This window comes from Streptomyces sp. LZ34, assembly GCF_053890475.1.
Window position 1 is genome coordinate 2,846,753 of the sequence record NZ_CM132680.1, and the last position, 19,037, is coordinate 2,865,789.

The window sequence follows — 19,037 nt, forward strand, 5'->3', positions numbered from 1 at the left end:
TCAAACTTGTCCGAATAGCGGACTTGTCAGATCAGTCTGTGGACAGTACGGGGCCGGCTCACTCCCCCGCCGTGATCTCCAGTCCGCCCTCGGTGGCCTGGACGGACACGGCCGACAGGTCCTTGACGACGACATCGGCGACCAGCTGCTCCCGGCCGGTCGTTGTGGTCAACGCCACGGTCCGCATCCCGGCGGCCCGGCCCGCCGCGAGCCCGGCCGGGGCGTCCTCGAAGACCACACAACGGGCCGGGTCGAAGCCGAGCTTGTCGGCGGCCAGCAGGAAGGGCTCGGGGTCCGGCTTGCCGCGTGTGATGTCGTCCGCGCTGATCAGCAGCCCCGGGGAGATCCCGACCGCGGCGAGGCGGGCCTCGGCCAGTTGGCGGTTGGCGGAGGTCACCACGGCCCAGCGGTCCAAGGGAAGCCGCCCCAGCAGCTCGACCGTGCCGGGCAGCGCCACCACCCCGCCGCCCGGTACGTCCGCCAGCTCCAGCTCGTCGATGCGGGCGCGGGCCTCGGGGATGCGGTGCGCGGGGAGCAGATCGCCGATGATGTCGGAGGCGGGGCGGCCGTGCAGCTCGACCCGCGCGAAGTCCTCCGCCGGGATTCCGTACTCCCGCGCCCAGCGGCTCCAGCAACGGTGGACCGACTCCAGGGACGAGATGAGGGTTCCGTCGTTGTCGAACAGCAGGGCGTCAGCGGAGATCTCCATGTCGGGTCAGCGTACAAAGACCCTCTTGGGGGCGGACGCGGAGGGCCCTCCCCGGCCGATTACCCTCGTCCCCATGCTTGCCACCCCCTGTGTGCGCCGCCGCACCGCGCGGAGGTCCCGTTGATCGACGCGCTGACGGTCGCGCTCGGTGTGACCGCCCTCGCACTCGCCGCGTGGTGCGGTTTCGCCACCTACCGCGACCAGCCCACCAAGGACTGGCACTTCATCGGCATGGCCGTGGTGACCCTGCTGGGCCTCGTCCAGCTGGTCATCGGGGTCGTGCAGCTGGCGCGCGGGCAGCGGCCCGACGACAGCGTGGCGATCTTTGTGGCGTATCTGGTCGGCTCGGGGCTTGCCGTGCCGATCGCGGCGTTCATGTCGCTGGCGGAGCGGACCCGGTGGGGGTCGGCGACGGTCGCCGCTGCCGCCGTGGTGCTGGCCGTGCTCGAGGTGCGGCTGTACGACATCTGGGGAGGCACCGGTGCCTGAGTCAGCGCCCGAATCCGGCACGGCCGGCCAGGCCAACCAGCCGGGTCGGGTCGGGCAGGCCCGCCCGGCCGGGCTCGGTCAGGGTCCGGGCCGGCTGCTGGTGTTGCTGTACGGGGTGTTCACCGTCGCGGCCGCGTCCCGCTCGATCTACCAGCTGGCCGCGCAGTACCACGAGGCCCCGCTCGCGTACATCCTCTCCGCGGTCTCGGCGGTCGTGTACGCGTTCATCACCGTCTCGCTCGTACGCGGCGGGGAGGGGGCGCGCAAGGCGGCGTTCGTCTGCTGCGCCGCCGAGCTGCTCGGCGTGCTGACCATCGGCACCTGGACGCTTGCGGACCGCTCCGCCTTCCCCGACCAGACGGTGTGGTCGGACTACGGCATGGGCTATCTCTTCATCCCGATCTTCCTGCCGGTCACCGGGCTGATCTGGCTGCGCAAGGCCCGCCAGGGCTGATCCCGGCGGGCCTGCGGGCGGAGCGACGACCGGCTTCAGGCGCTGCCTCGGGCGACCGACGTAGGTCAGGCGCTCGCCGCGTACGCCGAGGGCGTGGCCTCCTTCTCCAGGGTGACCAGGCTCAGTCGGCGGTTGACCTCTTCGGTGCCCACCTGCGCATAGCCGTACCGCCGGTACAGGCGCAGATTGCCCTCGCTGCGGTGGCCGGTGAACAGCCGGTACCGCTTGGCGTCCCGCTCCTCGGCCAGCCGCTCCTCGATCGCCGCGAGCAGCCTCCCGCCCAGGCCGTGCCGCTGCATCCGCGGGTGCACGATGAGCTTGCCGATGGCGGCGGTGCCCTTGTCGTCGACCATGCCGCGGACCGACCCGACGACCTCCGCGCCGAGCCGGGCCACGAGCACACAGCCCTCGCCCAGTTCGGCACGGAGGTCGTCGAGGGACTGGGTCAGCGGCTCGATCGAGTAGTCCCCGTAGAGCTCGGCTTCCCGCTGGTAGCACAAGTACTGCAACTTGAGGATCTGCTCGGCGTCGTCCGCGGTCGCCGCAGAGATGGTCACGCTCATGCCCATGTGCGCATGCCTCCCCTTGTATCGGTCCACCGGCCGCGCTGAGGGTAAGGATGCGACCGGGGTGTTGGCCTGGCTGGAGCCGTCGCGAGGATGCACGTCCGCCTCCGAGGCGCCGATTGTCTAACGCTCCTTTCCCCAGAGTTCAGGAGCCGCAATCTCCGCCGTGAGCATTCTGCGCAGGCAACCCAGACATCGGGAACGTACCGGGCCCAGGCTGCCCTGTGACATTCCCAACTCCCCCGCGATCTCGCGGTACGTCAGGTCGGAGCCGGACAGCAGCGCGCCCAGTAAAAGGGGACAGCGGCCGGGCAGCCGGCGCACCGCCGCGCGCAGCGCCCGGCCCGCCTCCGCCCTGAGCACGGCGTGCTCGGCGGGCCGGGGATCGGGGCCGCAGGGCGGGCCGTCGCCCACCGGGTCGTACGGCACCTCCCGCCGGGCGCGGCGCCTGGCCCCGCGCACCTCGGCCCTGACCGCGCCGCGCAGCCAGGCCACGGGCTCGGGCGGCGGCCCGTCCGCGCGGGTGCGCTCCAGCAGCCGCAGCCACACCGCCTGTTCGAGCTCGGCGGGCTCGATGCCCGCGCCGTAGGCCTCGGCCGCCGCCTCGGCGGCGAGCAGCGGGCGGAGTCTCTCCAGAAGGTCCATACCCGGCGGGACGTGGGCGGGTCGGGGCCGGTTTCCGGTACGCCGGTCTCTCACCCGACGGGGCGACCGCGCGGACGCGGGTTGACGGCGCGGACGCGGGTTGACGGAACCGGCCCGGGTTCACGGAAGCGCCGCGGGTGCGCGGAAACGCCGCGGCGCGCGGTGGTGTCCCCCGTGGACAGGCAGGGCACCGCCGCGCGCCGGGGCGAGGGGTCAGCGGCTCTTGCGGAAGTCTGCCGCGGCGAGCAGCGCGGTGTCCGGGTTGTCGGAGAAGATCCCGTCGATGCCCGTCTCGAAGTACTTCTTGAAGGCGCCGAAGGCGTCCCCGTAGGCGTTGGGGTCGGTGCCGCGCCGGAAGTCGGCCGGCAGGAAGGAGTTCTCGTTGCGCATGGTGTAGGGGTGCAGCACGAGACCGGCCGCGTGCGCGTCCTTGACCAGCGTGGTGGGCGTGGTGAGCTTGCCGCCGGCGTCGCGCGGGATGATCAGCGACAGGTCGGGGCCGATGCCGTCGGCGTAGCCCGCGATCCACGCCAGTCCCTCGGGCTTGACCAGATCCGCGACCGTGCGCGGGTCACCGGCCTCGACGAAGTCCCAGGGCCGGCTGTTCGCGGTGGACAGCAGCACGACTGCCGGGGTGGCGACCAGCTTGCGCAGCCGCTGGATGCTGCTCGGCTCGAACGACTGAAGGTAGGTCGGCGAGTCCTTGCGGTGGCGCCCGTAGGCGCGCAGCAGCTTGGCCAGCCGCTCCTCCAGGCCGAGCCCCAGCTTGCGGAAGTAGGTGGGGTGCTTGGTCTCGACGTACAGCCAGACGCGGCGGCCCCGCTTGCGGCCCTCCCGCTCGGCCCACTGGAGCACCTCCTCGAAGGTGGGCACCTCCCAGCGGCCGTCGTAGAGCGTGTTGCGCTGGCGGTTGCCGGGGATGCGCTCCTTGGCGCGCAGGGTCTTCAGCTCGGCGAGCGTGAAGTCCTCGGTGAACCAGCCGGTGAGCGCGGTGCCGTCGACGGTCTTGGTGGTCTTGCGGTCGGCGAACTCCGGGTGCGCCGAGACATCCGTGGTGGCCGTGATGTCGTTCTCGTGGCGGCAGACAAGGTGGCCGTCCTTGGTGGGGACCAGGTCCTGCTCGATGATGTCGGCGCCCATGTCGAGGGCGAGCTGGTACGAGCCCAGCGTGTGCTCGGGCCGGTATCCGCTGGCCCCGCGGTGCCCGATGACGGTGGGCACCGGCAGGCCGTGGCCCTTCCCGGACGCCTCCGCCGCCGTGGCCGTGCCCGCCCCGCCCAGCGCCATCGCTCCCGCGCCGAGGGCCGCGGCCCCCAGGATGGTGCGCCGTCCAGGCTGTTGCTCCCGCTCCATGACCACTCCTCGCTGTGGCGTCCGGTACCCGCCAAAACCTGATCAAATGACGGCCCGATCGTAGGGTGGAGCGGCTTTCGTACGGGAGACGTTGGACGGAACGCGTGGGAAACGTGGGTCAACAGTGCGTATCAGGTGGGTGAACCCGGTGTGCGCGGGGGCGTGACCGGCGAGTATCGTCTCACCGGCGCAAGTGTGCGGTATCGGGTTGACTCACCCTAGGTCGACCTCCCGTACCCGAGCGCTTCAGACCATGACCCCGCCCGGAGGGCCCGTTGTCCCGATTCGTGTTCCTGAAGGCAGTGCTCGGTCCGCTGATGCGCCTGATGTTCCACCCGCAGGTCGAGGGGGCGGAGCGGATCCCGGGCTCCGGCCCGGTCATTTTGGCCGGGAACCATCTCACCTTCATCGACTCGATGATCCTGCCACTGGTCTGCGACCGTCAGGTCGTCTTCATCGGCAAGGACGAGTACGTCACGGGCAAGGGGCTCAAGGGCCGGCTGATGGCCTGGTTCTTCACCGGTGTCGGCATGGTCCCGGTGGACCGGGACGGCGGGCACGGCGGCGTGGCCGCGCTGATGACCGGCCGCCGGGTGCTGGAGGAGGGCAGGATGTTCGGCATCTACCCCGAGGGCACCCGCTCCCCCGACGGCCGCCTCTACCGCGGCCGCACCGGCATCGCCCGGCTCACCCTGATGACGGGCGCCCCCGTGGTGCCGTTCGCGGTGATCGGCACGGACCGGCTCCAGCCGGGCGGCAAGGGTCTGCCGCGGCCGGGCCGGGTGACGGTCCGCTTCGGCGAGCCGCTGGAGTTCACCCGCTACGAGGGCATGGACCGGGACCGCTTTGTGCTGCGGGCGGTGACGGATGAGGTCATGAGCGAGGTCATGCGGCTGTCCGGCCAGGAGTACGTGGACATGTACGCCACCAAGGCGAAGGCCGCCTGAAGCCTCGGTTCTTCGTGAGCGAAGGCCGCCTGACGATTGCTCAGGCGGCCTCTTCGCGGTGTGTTACGCGGTAACGCGGTGTGTGACGCGGATCTTCGACTGCCGGTGGGGCAGTTCCTCCCAGTCGTCCATGAACCGCGCGGCGAGCCCGTGGTCCGCCGCGAGCCGCACCAGGGTGGCCGTGCGGTAGTAGAAGTCCTCGCGCAGCACGTGGTGCTCGGGCCCCTCGGTGCGGTTGAAGGTGAAGTCGAAGTATCCGCCCGGGGCGAGCACGCGCCCGACATGGGCCAGGCACTCGTCGATGACGTCCCGGGGCGAGTGGGAGAAGACGCTGTGCGCGTGCACCACGGTGAAGTGCGCCTCGGGCAGGGCCGCCAGGCGCAGATCGCGCACCAGACTCAGAAAGGGCAGCTTGGCCTGGAGGCCACGGCCCGCCACGACCTCCTGGGCCGCGAGGAGGATGTCGGGCGATATGTCGATGCCGTGGTAGTGGCCCGCGTCGAGATAGTCGATAAAGCGCCACCCGGCGCGCAGATTGCCGCACCCGATGTCCAGCAGCCGGTCGTCGCGCCGCAGACCGTGCCGCAGGAGGTAGTCGTGCTGCATCTTCCCCAGGGCGAGCCAACGCTCGTGGGAGGCGCTGCCGACGGCCGCCTCGGGATTCCTGGCGGTGTCGTCCCGCATCACCGCCCGGTAGTAGGCGACATGATCGCGGGTGGAGACGCGCAGCCGCAGATCCCGGGCCAGCCGCCGCACATAGCGTGGCACCCGTTCGGGATGGCGTACGGCGTACCGGACCTTGTGCAGGGCGCTCGCGCGGTTCTTGGTGCCGGGCTCCGTGGTGCTCACGGCCGTGGTGGTGCGTATGGGCATGCGGACCTCGCCTGACGGCAGGGGTTACGTCATGGTCGGCCCCATCCTCGCCGCCCCTGCGCGCCCTCGCCAGCCGCGTGTGGCGTCCGGGCTCCGCCCGCGAAATCCGGTGGTCGCCCCGGTCGGCGCGGCACTAGCGTTCGGCGGATGACCACTCCCGTTCCCGGCCTCCTCCCGTTACACGGGCGCCGCGTCGCCTGTCTGGACTTCGGCGGGCCGGGCGCCCCGGTGCTCGCCCTGCACGGCCACTTCGGCCGCGGCCGGCTGTACGCGCCGCTGGCCGCGGCCCTCGCCCCGGGCCATCGGGTGATCGCCCCCGATCTGCGAGGGCATGGGCTGACCGGGGGCGGCGGGCCGTTCTCCCTGGACGCGTACGTGGCCGACGCCGCCGCCCTGCTGCGCGCTCTGCGGCTGGGCCCGGTCCCGGTCGTCGCCCACTCCACCGGCGGGGTGATCGCCTACACCCTGGCCGCCCGCCACCCGGAGCTGGTGAGCGCGCTCGTCATCGAGGACATCGGGGCCGTGACCGACCGACCGGTGGTCGACCACCCCGTCCTCGACGTCTCCGACTGGCCCTCGCGCGCCGCGGACCGGGAGACGCTGCGCCAGGAGATCGAGTCGCGCGGGATCCCCGACGCCACGTACTTCCTGGACAGCGCGGAGCCGGATCCCGAGGGCGACGGCTGGCGGCTGCTGTTCTCGCCGCGCGAGCTGATGGAGTCGCAGCGGGCCATGTGCGGCGACTTCTGGGCTCAATGGCTGGGCTCCGACTGCCCCGCGCTGCTGCTGCGCGGCGAACACAGCACCATGCTCCCGGCCGCCCACGCGCGCGAGATGACGGCCCGCCGGGCGGGGACGGTGCTGCGGGAGTTTGCCGGGTGCGGGCACTGGATCCACGACGACGCTCCGGAGGCGTACGCGGGGGCGGTGCGGGAGTTTCTGGCGGGGCGGTAGGGGGGCGGTAGGGGGGCGGGGCCTGGGCTCGGCGTCGGCCGGGGACCGAGGGGGCTCTCAGGCCCAGGGCAGCTGCGCGCGGTGGCGCCAGTACTCCTCCGGGGACTCGGCCAGGGCCCCCAGGGCCTCCCGCTGTCCCTCGTCCAGCCGCAGGGTCGCCGCCGCCAGGTTGGAGTCCAGCTGGGCGGTGGTCGCCGCGCCCGACAGGACGACGCTCACCCACGGCTGGCGCAGCACCGCCGCGAGGGCGACCGCGTCGGGGCCCGCGCCCGTCTCCTCCGCGACGCGGCGCAGCGCCTCCGGGAGCCGGTCCGGCGCCGCGAGGCGGCCGTTGGCGACGGCCTCCTTGACGATCACCGCCCGCCCCGCCTCGTGCGCCTCGGCCAGGGCCGCCCCCGCCGAGGGCTCGAGCAGGTTGTACGTGGACTGGACCGTACGGAACAGCGGCTCCCCGTCCACGGTGACCTCGAGCGCGGCGCGGATCGCCGCCGCCTGGGCGGGCCCGCTGGTCGACAGCCCGACCGTGACGCCCTCGGCCGCGAGCCGGGCCAGCCGGCCGTGCAGCTCGGGGTCGGTGAGGGCGGGGCTGCCGGGGGTGACGGAGTGCACCTGGTAGAGGTCGAGCCGGTCGCCGAGCAGGGCGCGGCTCTCCGCGCTCTGGCGCTCGTACGTCGCGACGCCGTGGTCCTTGACCTCGTGCGTCTCGGCGTCCGTGCGCCAGTCGGCGACGTAGGTGTAGCCCCACTTGCTGCCGACCACCACGTCCCGCACCTCGGGACGGCGGTCCAGCCAGCCGACGAGGAACTCCTCGGCCCGCCCGTACGAGCGCGCGGCGTCCAGATAGCGCACGCCCCGCGCGTACGCCGCGTCCAGCACCTCGTACGTGCGGTCGCGCATCGCCTCGACGCTGCGCTCGGCCGGCAGATCCCGACGCCGGCCGAGGTTGATGTAGCCGGGACGGCCCACGGCGGCCAGGCCGAGGCCGATCCGGGCCGTGGGGGTGGTGACTTCCGCGAGGCGCGCGAACGCCATGGTCTGTCTGCCTCCTTGTGTCGGTGGCCGTCCCGGCCAGTGTGCCGTGTGTCAGCGCTCGGCGGTCAGCGCCGAGCCTGTGCCGAGTGGCCCGTCAGCGCTGGGCGTCCGCCCACTCCCGCTGCGCCGCCAGGTCCGCCTTCACCTCGGCGAGCTGCGCGGCCACCGCGGACGGGGCCGTGCCGCCGCGGCCGCTGCGGGAGGCGAGCGCGCCCGGCACGTTGAGGACGGTGCGGACCTCGGGCGTCAGGTGCGGCGAGATCTTCGCGAACTGCTCGTCGGTGAGCTGGTCCAGCTCGATGCCGGTCAGCTCGCACTCCTTGACGCACTCCCCCGCCGTCTCATGCGCCACACGGAACGGCACGCCCTGCTTGACCAGCCATTCGGCGATGTCGGTGGCCAGCGAGAACCCGGCCGGGGCCAGCTCCTCCATGCGCTCGCGGTTGACGGTGAGCGTGGCCATCATGCCGGTGAAGGCGGGGAGCAGGACCTCCAGCTGGTCGCAGGAGTCGAAGACCGGCTCCTTGTCCTCCTGTAGGTCGCGGTTGTACGCGAGGGGCAGGGCCTTGAGGGTGGCGAGCAGGCCGGTGAGGTTGCCGATCAGCCGGCCGGACTTGCCGCGGGCGAGCTCGGCGATGTCCGGGTTCTTCTTCTGCGGCATGATCGACGAGCCAGTGGAGAAGGCGTCGTGAAGGGTGACGAAGGAGAACTCCTTCGTGTTCCAGATGATGACCTCCTCCGCGATCCGCGAGAGGTCGATACCGATCATCGCGGTGATGAAGGCGAACTCGGCGACGAAGTCGCGGGAGGCCGTGCCGTCGATGGAGTTGGCCGAGGAGCCGCCCTCGAAGCCCAGGTCGGCGGCGACCGCCTGCGGGTCCAGGCCCAGCGAGGACCCGGCCAGCGCACCCGATCCGTACGGCGAGACGGCCGTGCGCACGTCCCACTGCCGCAGCCGCTCCGCGTCCCGGGACAGCGCCTGGACATGGGCCAGGACGTGGTGGGCGAAGAGGACCGGCTGGGCGTGCTGGAGGTGGGTGCGGCCGGGCATGGCGACATCCGGGTGGGCCTCGGCCAGCCCGACCAGCGCGCCCTGGAGGTCGGCGATCAGGCCGCCGATGGTCCGGGCGTGGTCGCGCAGATACATCCGGAAGAGCGTGGCGACCTGGTCGTTGCGGGAGCGCCCGGCCCGCAGCTTGCCGCCGAGGTCGGGGCCGAGCCGCTCCAGGAGGCCGCGCTCGAGCGCGGAGTGCACGTCCTCGTCGGCGATGGTGCCGGTGAACTCGCCGGAGGCGACGTCGGCCTCCAGCCGGTCGAGCCCCGCCAGCATCCGCTCCAGCTCGTCCGCGGTGAGCAGCCCGGCCCCGTGCAGGACGCGGGCGTGGGCGCGGGAGCCGGCGATGTCGTACGGCGCCAGACGCCAGTCGAAGTGCACGGAGGCGCTGAGCTTCTCCAGTGCCTCGGACGGCCCGTCGGCGAAGCGCCCGCCCCACAGGCGTACGTCACCGTTGTTGCCGTTGCTCACGCTGTTGCTCCTTGAAGGGTGTGGGTGTGCGAGCGCCTCCCCGCCGCGGCGGGGAGGCGGCCATGACATGCAGGCTACTGGCTGCCGCGGTCAGCTCTGCTCGAGATCCCGCCCGGCCGCGATCTTGCTGGACAGGCCGAAGATCTCGATGAAGCCCTTCGACAGCGACTGGTCGAAGGTGTCGCCGGTGTCGTAGGTCGCCAGGTTGAAGTCGTACAGCGACTGGTCGGACCTGCGGCCGGTGACCACCGCGCGGCCGCCGTGCAGGGTCATCCGGATGTCGCCGGAGACATGCTCGTTGGCCTCGGCGATGAAGCCGTCCAGGGCCCGCTTGAGCGGGGAGAACCACAGCCCGTCGTAGACGAGCTCGCTCCACCGCTGCTCGACCTGGCGCTTGTAGCGGGCCAGCTCGCGCTCGACGGTGACGTTCTCCAGCTCCTGGTGGGCGGTGATCAGCGCGATGGCGCCGGGGGCCTCGTAGACCTCCCGGGACTTGATCCCGACGAGCCGGTCCTCGACCATGTCGATCCGCCCGACGCCCTGGGCCCCGGCCCGCTCGTTGAGCTGCTGGATGGCCTGGAGGACGGTGACCGGCTTCCCGTCGAGGGCGACCGGGACGCCCTTCTCGAAGGTGATGATCACCTCGTCGGCCTCGCGCGGGGTGGCCGGGTTCGAGGTGTACTCGTACACGTCCTCGATCGGCGCGTTCCAGATGTCCTCCAGGAAGCCGGTCTCCACGGCCCGCCCGAAGACGTTCTGGTCGATGGAGTACGGGGACTTCTTGGTGGTCGCGATCGGAAGCTTCTTCGCCTCACAGAAGGCGATGGCCTTGTCCCGCGTCATCGCGTAGTCCCGGACCGGGGCGATGCACGTCAGGCCGGGGGCGAGCGAGGAGATTCCGGCCTCGAAGCGGACCTGGTCGTTGCCCTTGCCGGTGCAGCCGTGGGCGACCGTCGTCGCGCCGTGCTTCTTCGCGGCGGCGACCAGGTGCTTCACGATCGTGGGCCGGGAGAGCGCCGAGACCAGCGGGTAGCGGTCCATGTACAGCGCGTTTGCCTTGATCGCCGGGAGGCAGTACTCCTCGGCGAACTCGTCCCTGGCGTCCGCGACCTCCGCCTCGACCGCCCCGCAGGCGAGCGCCCGCTTGCGGATGACGTCCAGGTCCTCGCCGCCCTGGCCGACGTCCACGGCGACGGCGATGACCTCGGCACCCGTCTCCTCGGCGATCCAGCCGATGGCGACGGAGGTGTCAAGGCCGCCTGAGTAGGCGAGTACGACGCGCTCGGTCACGGGGCTCTCCTTCGGATTCATGCACTAGCTGGCATAAGTATGCACTCCTCCGTATGTTTCGTCAACGCGACCCGGCCCCCCTCACCTGGAGTCACAGGTCGGCAGTGGCGAGGATTCGATACATCCGGGTGGGTCGCAGCGCGGAGCTGGCAGCGGCCTCGTCGGCGACCTCGGGGTCCGGGTCCGACAGCAGCCGCTCCAGCAGCGCGTCCGTGACGTTGGAGTGACGGGCGACCCCGCAGCGCAGGAAGGGCTCGGCAGCGGCGGCGAGTTGCCGAAGGGCCGTTATGGGTAGTTCTGGGTCTTGCAGGGCGACGTAGCGCGCGTTCGGGCTCGGTTCGTCGACGAACGTGCGCAGCGTGTGACGGGGGAAGTTGGGGTGGTCGACGAGTAGCGGCCGGAGGTGGAATACGTCGCCGTGGGCGCGGACCAGCCGTTCCAGGACTTCCGGTGGTGCGTCCGGCCGGCGGGCGGCGGCACGGCGGACCGTGAGTTCCGGGTCGTTGTCCAGCCGATGCCATGCCTCGTCAGGCAGGTCGTGGCAGGAGGCCAGTACGCGCCGGAATGTCGTGTGCCGGCAGTCGAGGTAGGTCATCCGCTCGTCCAGGGGCGCTTCGCGCAGCCAGTCGGGTTCGGCGAAGTTCCAGTTCAGAGCGACCTCAGCCGCGATGCTTCCGTCCGCGGCTTCGGCTTCCACGAGCGCATACAGCCGGTCCCGGGTTTCGGCGTCGACGTGGCGACTCTGCGCCACCGCGACGCGCACGAGCGGGTCGTCGATGTCCAGTAGCCGGACAACCATCTCGGCCGACAGATGCGGGTTTCCGGCGACAGCCTGATTGACCTCCTCGTCCTCGCTCCGCATGAGCTGTGTGAACTGGCCCCACGTGAGCGGGGCGTAGCATGCGACGTTGACGCGCACGGCAGGGTCGGCAAGACAACGGGCCCTCCATTCCGGCGGGACACCCGGCTGCCGGTGCTCGGTGGCGGCCGCACGGACCTGTGGATCCGGGTCGGCCAGTAGCCCCACTTGCACGGCGAGAGGCCGGTCGTACCAGGCTCGCGCGACCGCGGCGCGCAGCCTCGGACCCGGCGCGCCGACGAGTGCCGTCCGAGGCCGACCGTAGGCTTCCTCCAGGTCCTTGATGCCGATCGTCACCCCGCGGTCCACCATGTCGCGGACGAAGTCCGCGTGCGCGTCACGGATCGCCGGATCGGGATGCTCGGCGATCCTGCGGCGCATCGCCGGGGAGAGCCGGTCCCCGTGAAGGCTCACCGCGGTGTTGTCGTCGCCGTGTGTCAACAGAGCCTCGACAACGGCGTCCGCCAGCCGCCCGCGACGACGCAGCGATATCCCGTGCCGGCCGGCCGCGTGTGCGGCCAGGCGCACCAGGATGTCCTGAGGGGCTGCCGGGTTTCGCCCCAGCCCGGACAATTGCGGATGATCGAGGCTCGTCATGCGCCCAACTTAGTCGGCCCCTGCGCGCCGGCCTTCCGTTGCGTTCCCCTACACCCGGGCACCGCGCTGTTCGCCTGCGGAGAGTGGCATCTCCCCCTGAAAATCCGCGAATCCTGGCCGACGTTGAGACACCCGCGCCCCCGAGCCGTACTCCTGGTCACCGGAGCCGTCCGGTGACGCGCGGACGCGTGCGGAAAGGGGACAGGCCGTTGACGACGGTGACGAACAGACCGACCGACCGGCGGGAGGTGATGCGGCGCATCCGTCCCCGCCGCTCTCCCGCGGTGCCGCTGATCCTGCTGAGCTGGGCGGGGGCCGCGGCGGTGGTCACGCTGTGGTGGCAGAACACCCCCAATGTGGTCGGCAACGCCGCGTGGCTGGTCGGCGGGGGGCGGCTGACCGGGCTGCTCAGCGGGTACTCCATCGCGCTGGTCGTGCTGCTGATGGCGCGGGTTCCGGCGCTGGAGCGGCGCGTGGGGTCGGACCGGGTCGCGCGGTGGCACGCCATGGCCGGCCGGTACACGCTGTGCCTGATCATCGCCCATATCGTGCTGATCATCTGGGGGTACGCGGCCCAGGCGCAGACGAGCGTCGTCGACCAGACCGTGACGGTGGTGACCGAGTACCCGGACATGATCAAGGCGGTGGTCGGCACCGGGCTGCTGCTGCTGATCGGGCTGATCTCGGCGGGCATGGTGCGCCGCCGAATGCCGTACGAGGCCTGGTACTACCTGCACCTGATGACGTACGCGGGCGTGTTTCTGACCTTCTGGCACCAGCTGGCCGCCGGCGCCGAGTTCGTCGCCGACGAGATGGCGCGCACCGCCTGGTACGCGCTGTACGGCACCGTCGGCGCCGCCGTGGTGTGCTACCGGGTGCTGGTCCCGGTGGGGCTGAACCTGCGCCACCGGATGCGGGTGCTGGCCGTGGTCCCCGAGGCACCCGGCATGGTGTCGGTGGTGATCGGCGGGCGGAATCTCGACCGCCTGGGCGCGGAGCCGGGACAGTTCTTCCGCTGGCGGTTCCTGGCGCCGGGGCTGCGGTGGGGATCGCACCCCTACTCGCTGTCCGCGCCCCCGCAGCCGGAGCGCCTGCGGATCACGGTGAAGGCGGTGGGCGGGCACAGCACGGCGCTCGCCACGCTGGAGCCGGGGACGCGGGTGTGGGCCGAGGGGCCGTACGGGTCGATGACCACCGGGCGGCGCAGCCGCAGCAAGGTGCTGATGATCGCGGGCGGGGCGGGGATCACCCCGTTGCGGGCGCTGTTCGAGACGCTGCCCGGCCGCGGCAGTGACATCACGCTTCTCTACCGGGCCCGCAGCATGGAGGACCTGGCGCTGTGGGACGAGCTCCAGCGGATCGCCGAGGCGCGCGGGGCCCGGCTGCTGTACGCCGTGAACGGGCCGGACGGGGCGCGCCCCGAGATCACCTCCGAGCGGCTGCGCTCGGTGCTGCCCGACATCGACCGGCACGACGTCTTTGTATGCGGGCCCCCGGGCCTGGCCGAGCACGCCTACGCGGCGCTGCGCGAGGCCGGGGTGCCCGACCGCCGTATCCATCACGAGTCCTTCGAAATGTAGTCCTTCGACATGTAGGGAGGCGGAATCATGAAGAGGAAACATCCGCTGCGCCGGATCATGCTGGGCACCGCGGCCACCGTCTCCGGGGTCGTGCTGCTGCTCGCCCTGAAGCAGCCCGGGTCGGAGCCGGTCGCCGCGGCCGGTCCGCAAAACCCCGCACAGGCGCCACAGGCGCCCGCAACCGCACCGGCCGCACCCGGCGGGGGCGGCGGCGGTGGTGGCGGTGGTGGTGGTGGTGGCGGCGGCGGGCGTACGGTCACCGGCGACGTGGCCAAGACCCAGTACGGCCCGGTCCAGGTGAGCGTCACCGTCAACGGCGGCAAGATCACCGGCGCCACGGCCGTCAAGACCCCCGACTCCGGCCCGCAGAGCGACCAGATCGCCGCCGATTCGGTGCCCAAGCTGAACCAGGCCGCGCTGACCGCCCAGAGCGCGAAGATCGACACCGTCTCCGGCGCCACGTACACCAGCGAGGGCTACCGCAAGTCCCTGCAGAGCGCGCTGGACAAGGCCGGTCTGTGATGGACGGCGAGCCGCGGCGGATGCTGCATGTCGAGGAGGCCATGGGCACGGTCTTCTCCCTCGACGTCCGTGAGGTGCCCGACGCCGACGGGCCCCGGGTGCGGGCCGCGCTGGACGGGGCGGCGGCCTGGCTGCACCGGGTCGACGAGCTCTTCTCCACCTGGCGGGCGGACAGCCAGATCAGCCGGTTGCACCGCGGCGAGCTGGACCTGTCGCGGTGCGAAGCGGACGTACGGGACGTGCTGCGGCTGTGCGAGGAGGCCGAGCGGCTCAGCGACGGCTGGTTCAGCACCCGCTACGCCGGTTGGCTGGATCCGACCGGCCTGGTCAAGGGCTGGGCGGTGGAGCGCGCCGCCCAGATGCTGGCCTCGGCGGGGGCCGGGTCGGTGTGTGTCAACGGCGGCGGGGACATCCAGACGCACGGCGGGCCGTGGCGCGTGGGGATCGCCGATCCGCTGCGCCCCGGGGAGCTGGCCGCCGTGGTGGAGACCTGCGACGAACTGGCCGTGGCGACCTCGGGCCCGGCCGAGCGCGGCTGCCACATCCTGGACCCGACCACCGGCGCGCCCCCCGCGGATCCGCTCGCCTCGGTCACCGTGGTGTGCCGGAGCCTGACGGACGCGGACGCCTGGGCCACCGCGGCGTGCGCGATGGGCGCCGAGCGGGCCCGGCCCTGGCTACAGCGGCTGCCGGGCGCGGCGGCGTTCGCCGTCACGGCCGACGGCACGACCTGGCAGACGAGCGGCTTCGCACGGTATGACGCGGCGATGTGTGTTTAGCAGCGGCGGCCGGGCTCAGCCGTCGTTTACCGCCTCGGCCAGCAGGGGCAGGTGGCTCTGGGACGGGTCCTTGGTCGCCGTGAGCAGGGTCAGCGGCCCGGTGGCCGCCAGCTCGCGCAGATGGTCCACGGCCGCCCGGCGCTCCGGGTCGGCCAGCTCGGCGCGGTAGCGCCGGCCGAACTCCGCGGACCGCTCCGGGGCGTGCCCGTACCAGCGGCGCAGTTCGGTGGAGGGGGCGGCGGCCTTGAGCCACTCGTCCAGCCGCGCCTCGTCCTTGGCGAGGCCGCGCGGCCAGATCCGGTCGACCAGGACGCGCGTGCCGTCGTCCGGGTCCGGGGCCTCGTAGACCCGCCGGATCCGGATCCCGTTCCCGATGTCGTCCCGCGTGTCCCGTGTGTCCCGCATGTCCCCATGAAAACATCGGCCGCGGCGTCCCGCCGCCCGGATAATGCGCCTCATGGGAAAGGTCCACGAACGCATTGACGGCAGGCTGCGCGCCTTCATCGACGAGCAGAAGATCTTCTTCACCGCCACCGCCCCGCTCGCCGGGGACGGCACGGTGAATCTCTCCCCGAAGGGGCTGACCGGCTCCTTCGCCGTCCTCGACGAGCTGACAGTGGCCTATCTGGACTTCGCCGGGAGCAACGCGGAGACCATCGCCCATCTGCGGGAGAACGGCCGCATCACCTTGATGTGGTGCGCCTTCACCGGCCCGCCGAACATCGTGCGGGTGCATGGCCACGGCGAGCCCGTCTTCCGTGACGACCCGCGCTTCCCGGGCCTGCTGGAGCACTTCCCGGACATCGACGTGGCCGCGCACGGGCTGCGGGCGATCATCGTCGTGACGGCGGAGCTGATCCGGGACACCTGTGGGTTCGCGGTCCCCTTCATGGACTACCAGGAGGACCGCACGCTGCACGGCGACCGCTTCCAGCGTGAGACCGACGACACGCTCAGCACGTACTTCGAGAAGAAGGAGCACGTGGCCTCGAGCCTCGACGGGCTGCCCGGCCTGCCACTCCCGCTGCCGCCCCGTACGGCCTGAGGGACCGGCTACATGTAGCGACCACATAACGAGACGGTGTTGCGCGGCGCCCCGCCGAGGGCGTTCGATCACGCGGTGCGATCCGAAGATACGAGCCGCAGGGCGGACGCCACAGCGCCGCCGACACCGCCGCAGTCCGCCACCGCCGACCGGGCGGCCAGACGGGCCGTCACCGTCTTCCCCGTCCTTGTCCTCGCCGCGGGCGCGGCGGGCCTGGCCACGCCCGGCACCTTCAGCGGGTGGGCGCCGAACGTGCCCTACCTGCTGGGAACAATCATGTTCTGCATGGGCTTGACCATGACCACGCATGACTTCACCGGCGTCGTCAAGCGTCCCTGGGCGGTGGCGCTCGGCCTGGTGGCGCACTATGTGATCATGCCGGGCCTGGGGTGGCTCATCGCCCACGCCCTCGGCCTGTCACCGCAGTTGGCGGCCGGTGTGATCCTCGTCGGCTGCGCCCCGAGCGGTACGGCCTCGAACGTGGTGACATACCTGGCGCGCGGCGACGTGGCGCTGTCCGTCTCGGTGGCGACCGTCTCCACGGTGCTCGCCCCGCTGGTCACCCCGCCGCTGACGCTGCTGCTGGCCGGGGAGTACCTGCCGGTGGACGCCGGGTCGATGGTCACCGACATCCTCAAGACGGTGCTGCTGCCGGTCATCGGCGGCCTGGTCGTACGGCTGCTGGCGGGGCGTTACCTCGCCCGGGTGCTGGGCCTGCTCCCCTGGCTGTCGGCCGCCACCATCGCCGTGATCGTGGCGGTCGTGGTGGCGGCCAGCGCGGACGCCATCAAGTCGGCGGCCGGGCTGGTGCTGCTGGCCGTCGTGCTGCACAACGGCCTCGGGCTCGCGCTCGGTTACGCGGCGGGCCGGGCCGCCCGGCTCGGCGAGCCCGCCGGGCGGGCGATGGCCTTCGAGGTCGGCATGCAGAACTCGGGCCTCGCGGCGTCGCTGGCGTCCGCGCACTTCAGCCCGTTGGCCGCGCTCCCGGCCGCCATCTTCTCCGTCTGGCACAACATCTCGGGCGCGCTGGTCGCCGCCTGGATGTCCCACCGCTCGCGCCGGGTGGCGGAGAGCTGACTGCGGGTGTCACAGGACGACCGGGTCCTCCCAGGCCCGGTCGACCACCCGCACCAGCCCCAGGTCCGTCAGCTTGATCTGGGGCGACACCGGCAGGGTCATGGTGGACACGCTCATGAAGGCGTTGCGGTGGAGCCAGCCCCAACCGTGCAGCGCCTCCCGTACGGCGCCCGCGCCGGCCGCGACCTCGGGCGCGGGCGCGGTGGACATCACCCCGCCCACGGGCAGCGGCAGATGGACGTCCGGCCGCCCGTTCACCGTCACGCAGATCCCGCCGCCCGAGCCGATGACGCGGTTCGCCGCCCGGCGTAGCGCCCCCGCGTCGGTGGCCACCACGGTGAGGTTGTGGCTGTCGTGCGCGTAGGTGGTGGCGGTGGCGCCCTCGGCGAGGTCGAAGCCCACCACGGGCGCCATCGTCCGGCGGCCGGTGCCGTGGTGGCGCTCGTGCACCGCGAGCACGGCCGTCCTGCCCTCCCAGTGCACGACGCCGCCCCGGACGGGCAGCACGACCTCGGCCGGCTCGGTGAAGGTGTCGACGGGGTTGACCCGCAGGGCCCGGAAGGTGTGGTCCCCGTCGGGGAGGTCGGCGCGCCACACGCAGTCGGCCTCCTCCAGCGGGGCGAGGCGTACGGAGTCGGCGAAGGGGTTGTCCGGCACCGCCCTGGCAGGCACCGCCCCGGCGGTGTCGTCCTCGGCCACGACCCGGCCCCCGCAGACCACCGTCGCCGGCGTCGGGTCGTCGAGGGCGCGCAGCAGGACGAGGTCCGCCCGCTTGCCGGGGGCCACCACGCCCCGGTCGTCCAGGCCCAGGCGGCGGGCCGGGTGCAGGGTCAGGGCGCGCAGTACGGTGGCCGGGCTCATCCCGGCGTCGAGCGCGACGCGGGCGATGTGGTCCAGGTGGCCGCGGGCGAGGATGGCGTCGGCCGCCAGGTCGTCGGTGACCAGGCAGAAGTCGGGCAGCACGGGGAGCTCGTGGAGGCGGCGCACCAGTTCGGGGCTCAGGCACTTCTCCTGGAGCATCAGGAGCATGCCGAGCCGCGCCTTCTCGATCGCGACCTCGGGGGTGTTCTTGGTGTGGTCGGAGTCGATCCCGGCCCACAGGTACTCGCCGAGGTCGTCGCCGGTCAGGTTGGGGCAGTGGCCGTCCAGGCGGACGCCCTTGCGCCGGGCCGCGTCGACGATCGAGCGCATCCGCGGCGAGCCCGCGACCACGGCGCGGTAGTCCATCACCTCGCCGAGGGTGGTCACCCCGTCCCAGTCCAGCATCTCGGCGATGTCCTCGACGGTCAGCCGGCTGCCCGCGGTCTCGAAGCCCTCCAGCGCGGGCACGCACGAGGGCACGGCCCACAGCATGGTCTGGGCGGCCCCGCGGCCCTGCTCGATCATCCACGCCATGGCCTCGCGCCCCGCGACGTTGACGATCTCGTGCGGGTCGGCGAGGACCGTGGTGGTGCCCCGGGGCAAGGTGATCCGGGCGAACTCGGCGGGGGTGAGCAGCGAGCTCTCGATGTGCATATGGGCGTCGATGTAGCCGGGCGCGACGATCAGCCCGTCGGCGTCCAGCACGCGCTCGGCCTCGATCCGCACACCTGGGGCGGCGACGGCGCGGATGAGGTCGCCGGTCACCACCACGTCGGCCGGCCGGATCTCTCCGGTGTGCACCGAGAAGACGCCGGCGCCACGGATGAGGAGGTCGCAGCGGCTTGGCATCGGCATGGGTCTCCCTGCTCGCTTCCTGCTC

Annotated in this window: 20 protein-coding genes; 9 read left to right on the forward strand and 11 right to left on the reverse strand. The window is 72.2% G+C overall.

Annotated elements, in window-relative coordinates; all coding sequences use genetic code 11:
* Positions 1-58: 58 nt before the first annotated feature.
* A complete protein-coding gene (locus ACWY4P_RS10520) occupies positions 59-709 on the reverse strand; it encodes an HAD-IA family hydrolase (protein WP_456210076.1) in 651 nt (216 codons plus the stop codon).
* Positions 710-829: 120 nt separating this feature from the next.
* Here ACWY4P_RS10520 and ACWY4P_RS10525 point away from each other — a divergent pair, with 120 nt between their 5' ends.
* Positions 830-1,198 carry a hypothetical protein gene (locus ACWY4P_RS10525; RefSeq protein ID WP_456210077.1) on the forward strand — a complete coding sequence of 123 codons (369 nt, stop codon included), beginning with the start codon at positions 830-832 and terminating at the stop codon, positions 1,196-1,198.
* Positions 1,191-1,652 carry a hypothetical protein gene (locus ACWY4P_RS10530; RefSeq protein ID WP_456210078.1) on the forward strand — a complete coding sequence of 154 codons (462 nt, stop codon included), beginning with the start codon at positions 1,191-1,193 and terminating at the stop codon, positions 1,650-1,652. Before ACWY4P_RS10525 ends, ACWY4P_RS10530 begins: the two co-directional genes overlap by 8 nt.
* 65 nt (positions 1,653-1,717) lie before the next feature.
* Here the strand turns inward: ACWY4P_RS10530 and ACWY4P_RS10535 are convergent, their stop codons facing one another.
* From ACWY4P_RS10535 to ACWY4P_RS10545, 3 genes are all read right to left on the reverse strand, one after another.
* Positions 1,718-2,221 (reverse strand): GNAT family N-acetyltransferase, encoded by a 504-nt coding sequence (locus tag ACWY4P_RS10535; RefSeq protein ID WP_352139721.1) that lies wholly within the window; start codon positions 2,219-2,221, stop codon positions 1,718-1,720.
* A gap of 120 nt (positions 2,222-2,341) precedes the next feature.
* Positions 2,342-2,863 (reverse strand): RNA polymerase sigma factor, encoded by a 522-nt coding sequence (locus tag ACWY4P_RS10540; protein WP_456210079.1) that lies wholly within the window; start codon positions 2,861-2,863, stop codon positions 2,342-2,344.
* Positions 2,864-3,076: 213 nt separating this feature from the next.
* Positions 3,077-4,216: a glycerophosphodiester phosphodiesterase gene (locus tag ACWY4P_RS10545; RefSeq protein ID WP_456210080.1), complete on the reverse strand. Its 1,140-nt coding sequence runs from the start codon at positions 4,214-4,216 to the stop codon at positions 3,077-3,079.
* A 275-nt stretch (positions 4,217-4,491) separates the two neighbouring features.
* Between ACWY4P_RS10545 and ACWY4P_RS10550 the strand changes: the two genes are divergently transcribed.
* On the forward strand, positions 4,492-5,163 hold the full coding sequence (locus ACWY4P_RS10550; protein WP_456210081.1) for a lysophospholipid acyltransferase family protein: 672 nt from the start codon (positions 4,492-4,494) through the stop codon (positions 5,161-5,163).
* A gap of 63 nt (positions 5,164-5,226) precedes the next feature.
* Here the strand turns inward: ACWY4P_RS10550 and ACWY4P_RS10555 are convergent, their stop codons facing one another.
* Complete coding sequence (locus tag ACWY4P_RS10555; protein ID WP_456210082.1) at positions 5,227-6,036, reverse strand: class I SAM-dependent DNA methyltransferase; 810 nt, start codon at positions 6,034-6,036, stop codon at positions 5,227-5,229.
* 147 nt (positions 6,037-6,183) lie between these two features.
* Here ACWY4P_RS10555 and ACWY4P_RS10560 point away from each other — a divergent pair, with 147 nt between their 5' ends.
* Positions 6,184-6,990, forward strand: coding sequence for an alpha/beta fold hydrolase (locus tag ACWY4P_RS10560; RefSeq protein ID WP_456210083.1), 807 nt, complete (start codon positions 6,184-6,186; stop codon positions 6,988-6,990).
* A gap of 57 nt (positions 6,991-7,047) precedes the next feature.
* On the opposite strand, the gene ACWY4P_RS10565 is transcribed toward ACWY4P_RS10560, so the two are convergent.
* From ACWY4P_RS10565 to ACWY4P_RS10580, 4 genes are all read right to left on the reverse strand, one after another.
* A complete protein-coding gene (locus ACWY4P_RS10565) occupies positions 7,048-8,022 on the reverse strand; it encodes an aldo/keto reductase (RefSeq protein ID WP_456210084.1) in 975 nt (324 codons plus the stop codon).
* Between the two features lie 94 nt (positions 8,023-8,116).
* Positions 8,117-9,547, reverse strand: a complete 1,431-nt coding sequence (gene argH / locus ACWY4P_RS10570) for an argininosuccinate lyase (RefSeq protein WP_456210085.1) — start codon at positions 9,545-9,547, stop codon at positions 8,117-8,119.
* A gap of 90 nt (positions 9,548-9,637) precedes the next feature.
* Positions 9,638-10,837 carry an argininosuccinate synthase gene (locus ACWY4P_RS10575; RefSeq protein ID WP_456210086.1) on the reverse strand — a complete coding sequence of 400 codons (1,200 nt, stop codon included), beginning with the start codon at positions 10,835-10,837 and terminating at the stop codon, positions 9,638-9,640.
* A 91-nt stretch (positions 10,838-10,928) separates the two neighbouring features.
* On the reverse strand, positions 10,929-12,293 hold the full coding sequence (locus tag ACWY4P_RS10580; protein ID WP_456210087.1) for a hypothetical protein: 1,365 nt from the start codon (positions 12,291-12,293) through the stop codon (positions 10,929-10,931).
* Between the two features lie 251 nt (positions 12,294-12,544).
* Here ACWY4P_RS10580 and ACWY4P_RS10585 point away from each other — a divergent pair, with 251 nt between their 5' ends.
* The 3 genes from ACWY4P_RS10585 to ACWY4P_RS10595 are packed head-to-tail and all read left to right on the forward strand — an operon-like array spanning position 12,545 to position 15,174.
* Positions 12,545-13,873, forward strand: coding sequence for a ferredoxin reductase family protein (locus ACWY4P_RS10585; protein WP_456212875.1), 1,329 nt, complete (start codon positions 12,545-12,547; stop codon positions 13,871-13,873).
* 27 nt (positions 13,874-13,900) lie between these two features.
* On the forward strand, positions 13,901-14,395 hold the full coding sequence (locus tag ACWY4P_RS10590) for an FMN-binding protein (protein ID WP_456210088.1): 495 nt from the start codon (positions 13,901-13,903) through the stop codon (positions 14,393-14,395).
* The gene (locus ACWY4P_RS10595) at positions 14,395-15,174 is read left to right on the forward strand and encodes an FAD:protein FMN transferase (RefSeq protein WP_456210089.1); all 780 of its coding nucleotides are present in this window, start codon (positions 14,395-14,397) and stop codon (positions 15,172-15,174) included. The genes ACWY4P_RS10590 and ACWY4P_RS10595 overlap by 1 nt, the downstream gene beginning before the upstream one ends.
* Positions 15,175-15,189: 15 nt before the next feature.
* Here ACWY4P_RS10595 and ACWY4P_RS10600 read toward each other — a convergent pair whose 3' ends face one another.
* The gene (locus ACWY4P_RS10600) at positions 15,190-15,579 is read right to left on the reverse strand and encodes a DUF488 domain-containing protein (protein ID WP_456210090.1); all 390 of its coding nucleotides are present in this window, start codon (positions 15,577-15,579) and stop codon (positions 15,190-15,192) included.
* A 52-nt stretch (positions 15,580-15,631) separates the two neighbouring features.
* Between ACWY4P_RS10600 and ACWY4P_RS10605 the strand changes: the two genes are divergently transcribed.
* Both ACWY4P_RS10605 and ACWY4P_RS10610 read left to right on the forward strand, forming a co-directional pair.
* Entirely contained in the window at positions 15,632-16,219 is a 588-nt protein-coding gene (locus ACWY4P_RS10605) for a pyridoxamine 5'-phosphate oxidase family protein (protein ID WP_456210091.1), read from the forward strand.
* A 75-nt stretch (positions 16,220-16,294) separates the two neighbouring features.
* Positions 16,295-17,296, forward strand: a complete 1,002-nt coding sequence (locus ACWY4P_RS10610; RefSeq protein WP_456210092.1) for a bile acid:sodium symporter family protein — start codon at positions 16,295-16,297, stop codon at positions 17,294-17,296.
* A gap of 9 nt (positions 17,297-17,305) precedes the next feature.
* Here the strand turns inward: ACWY4P_RS10610 and ACWY4P_RS10615 are convergent, their stop codons facing one another.
* Complete coding sequence (locus tag ACWY4P_RS10615) at positions 17,306-19,012, reverse strand: adenine deaminase (protein ID WP_456210093.1); 1,707 nt, start codon at positions 19,010-19,012, stop codon at positions 17,306-17,308.
* Positions 19,013-19,037 lie beyond the last annotated feature (25 nt).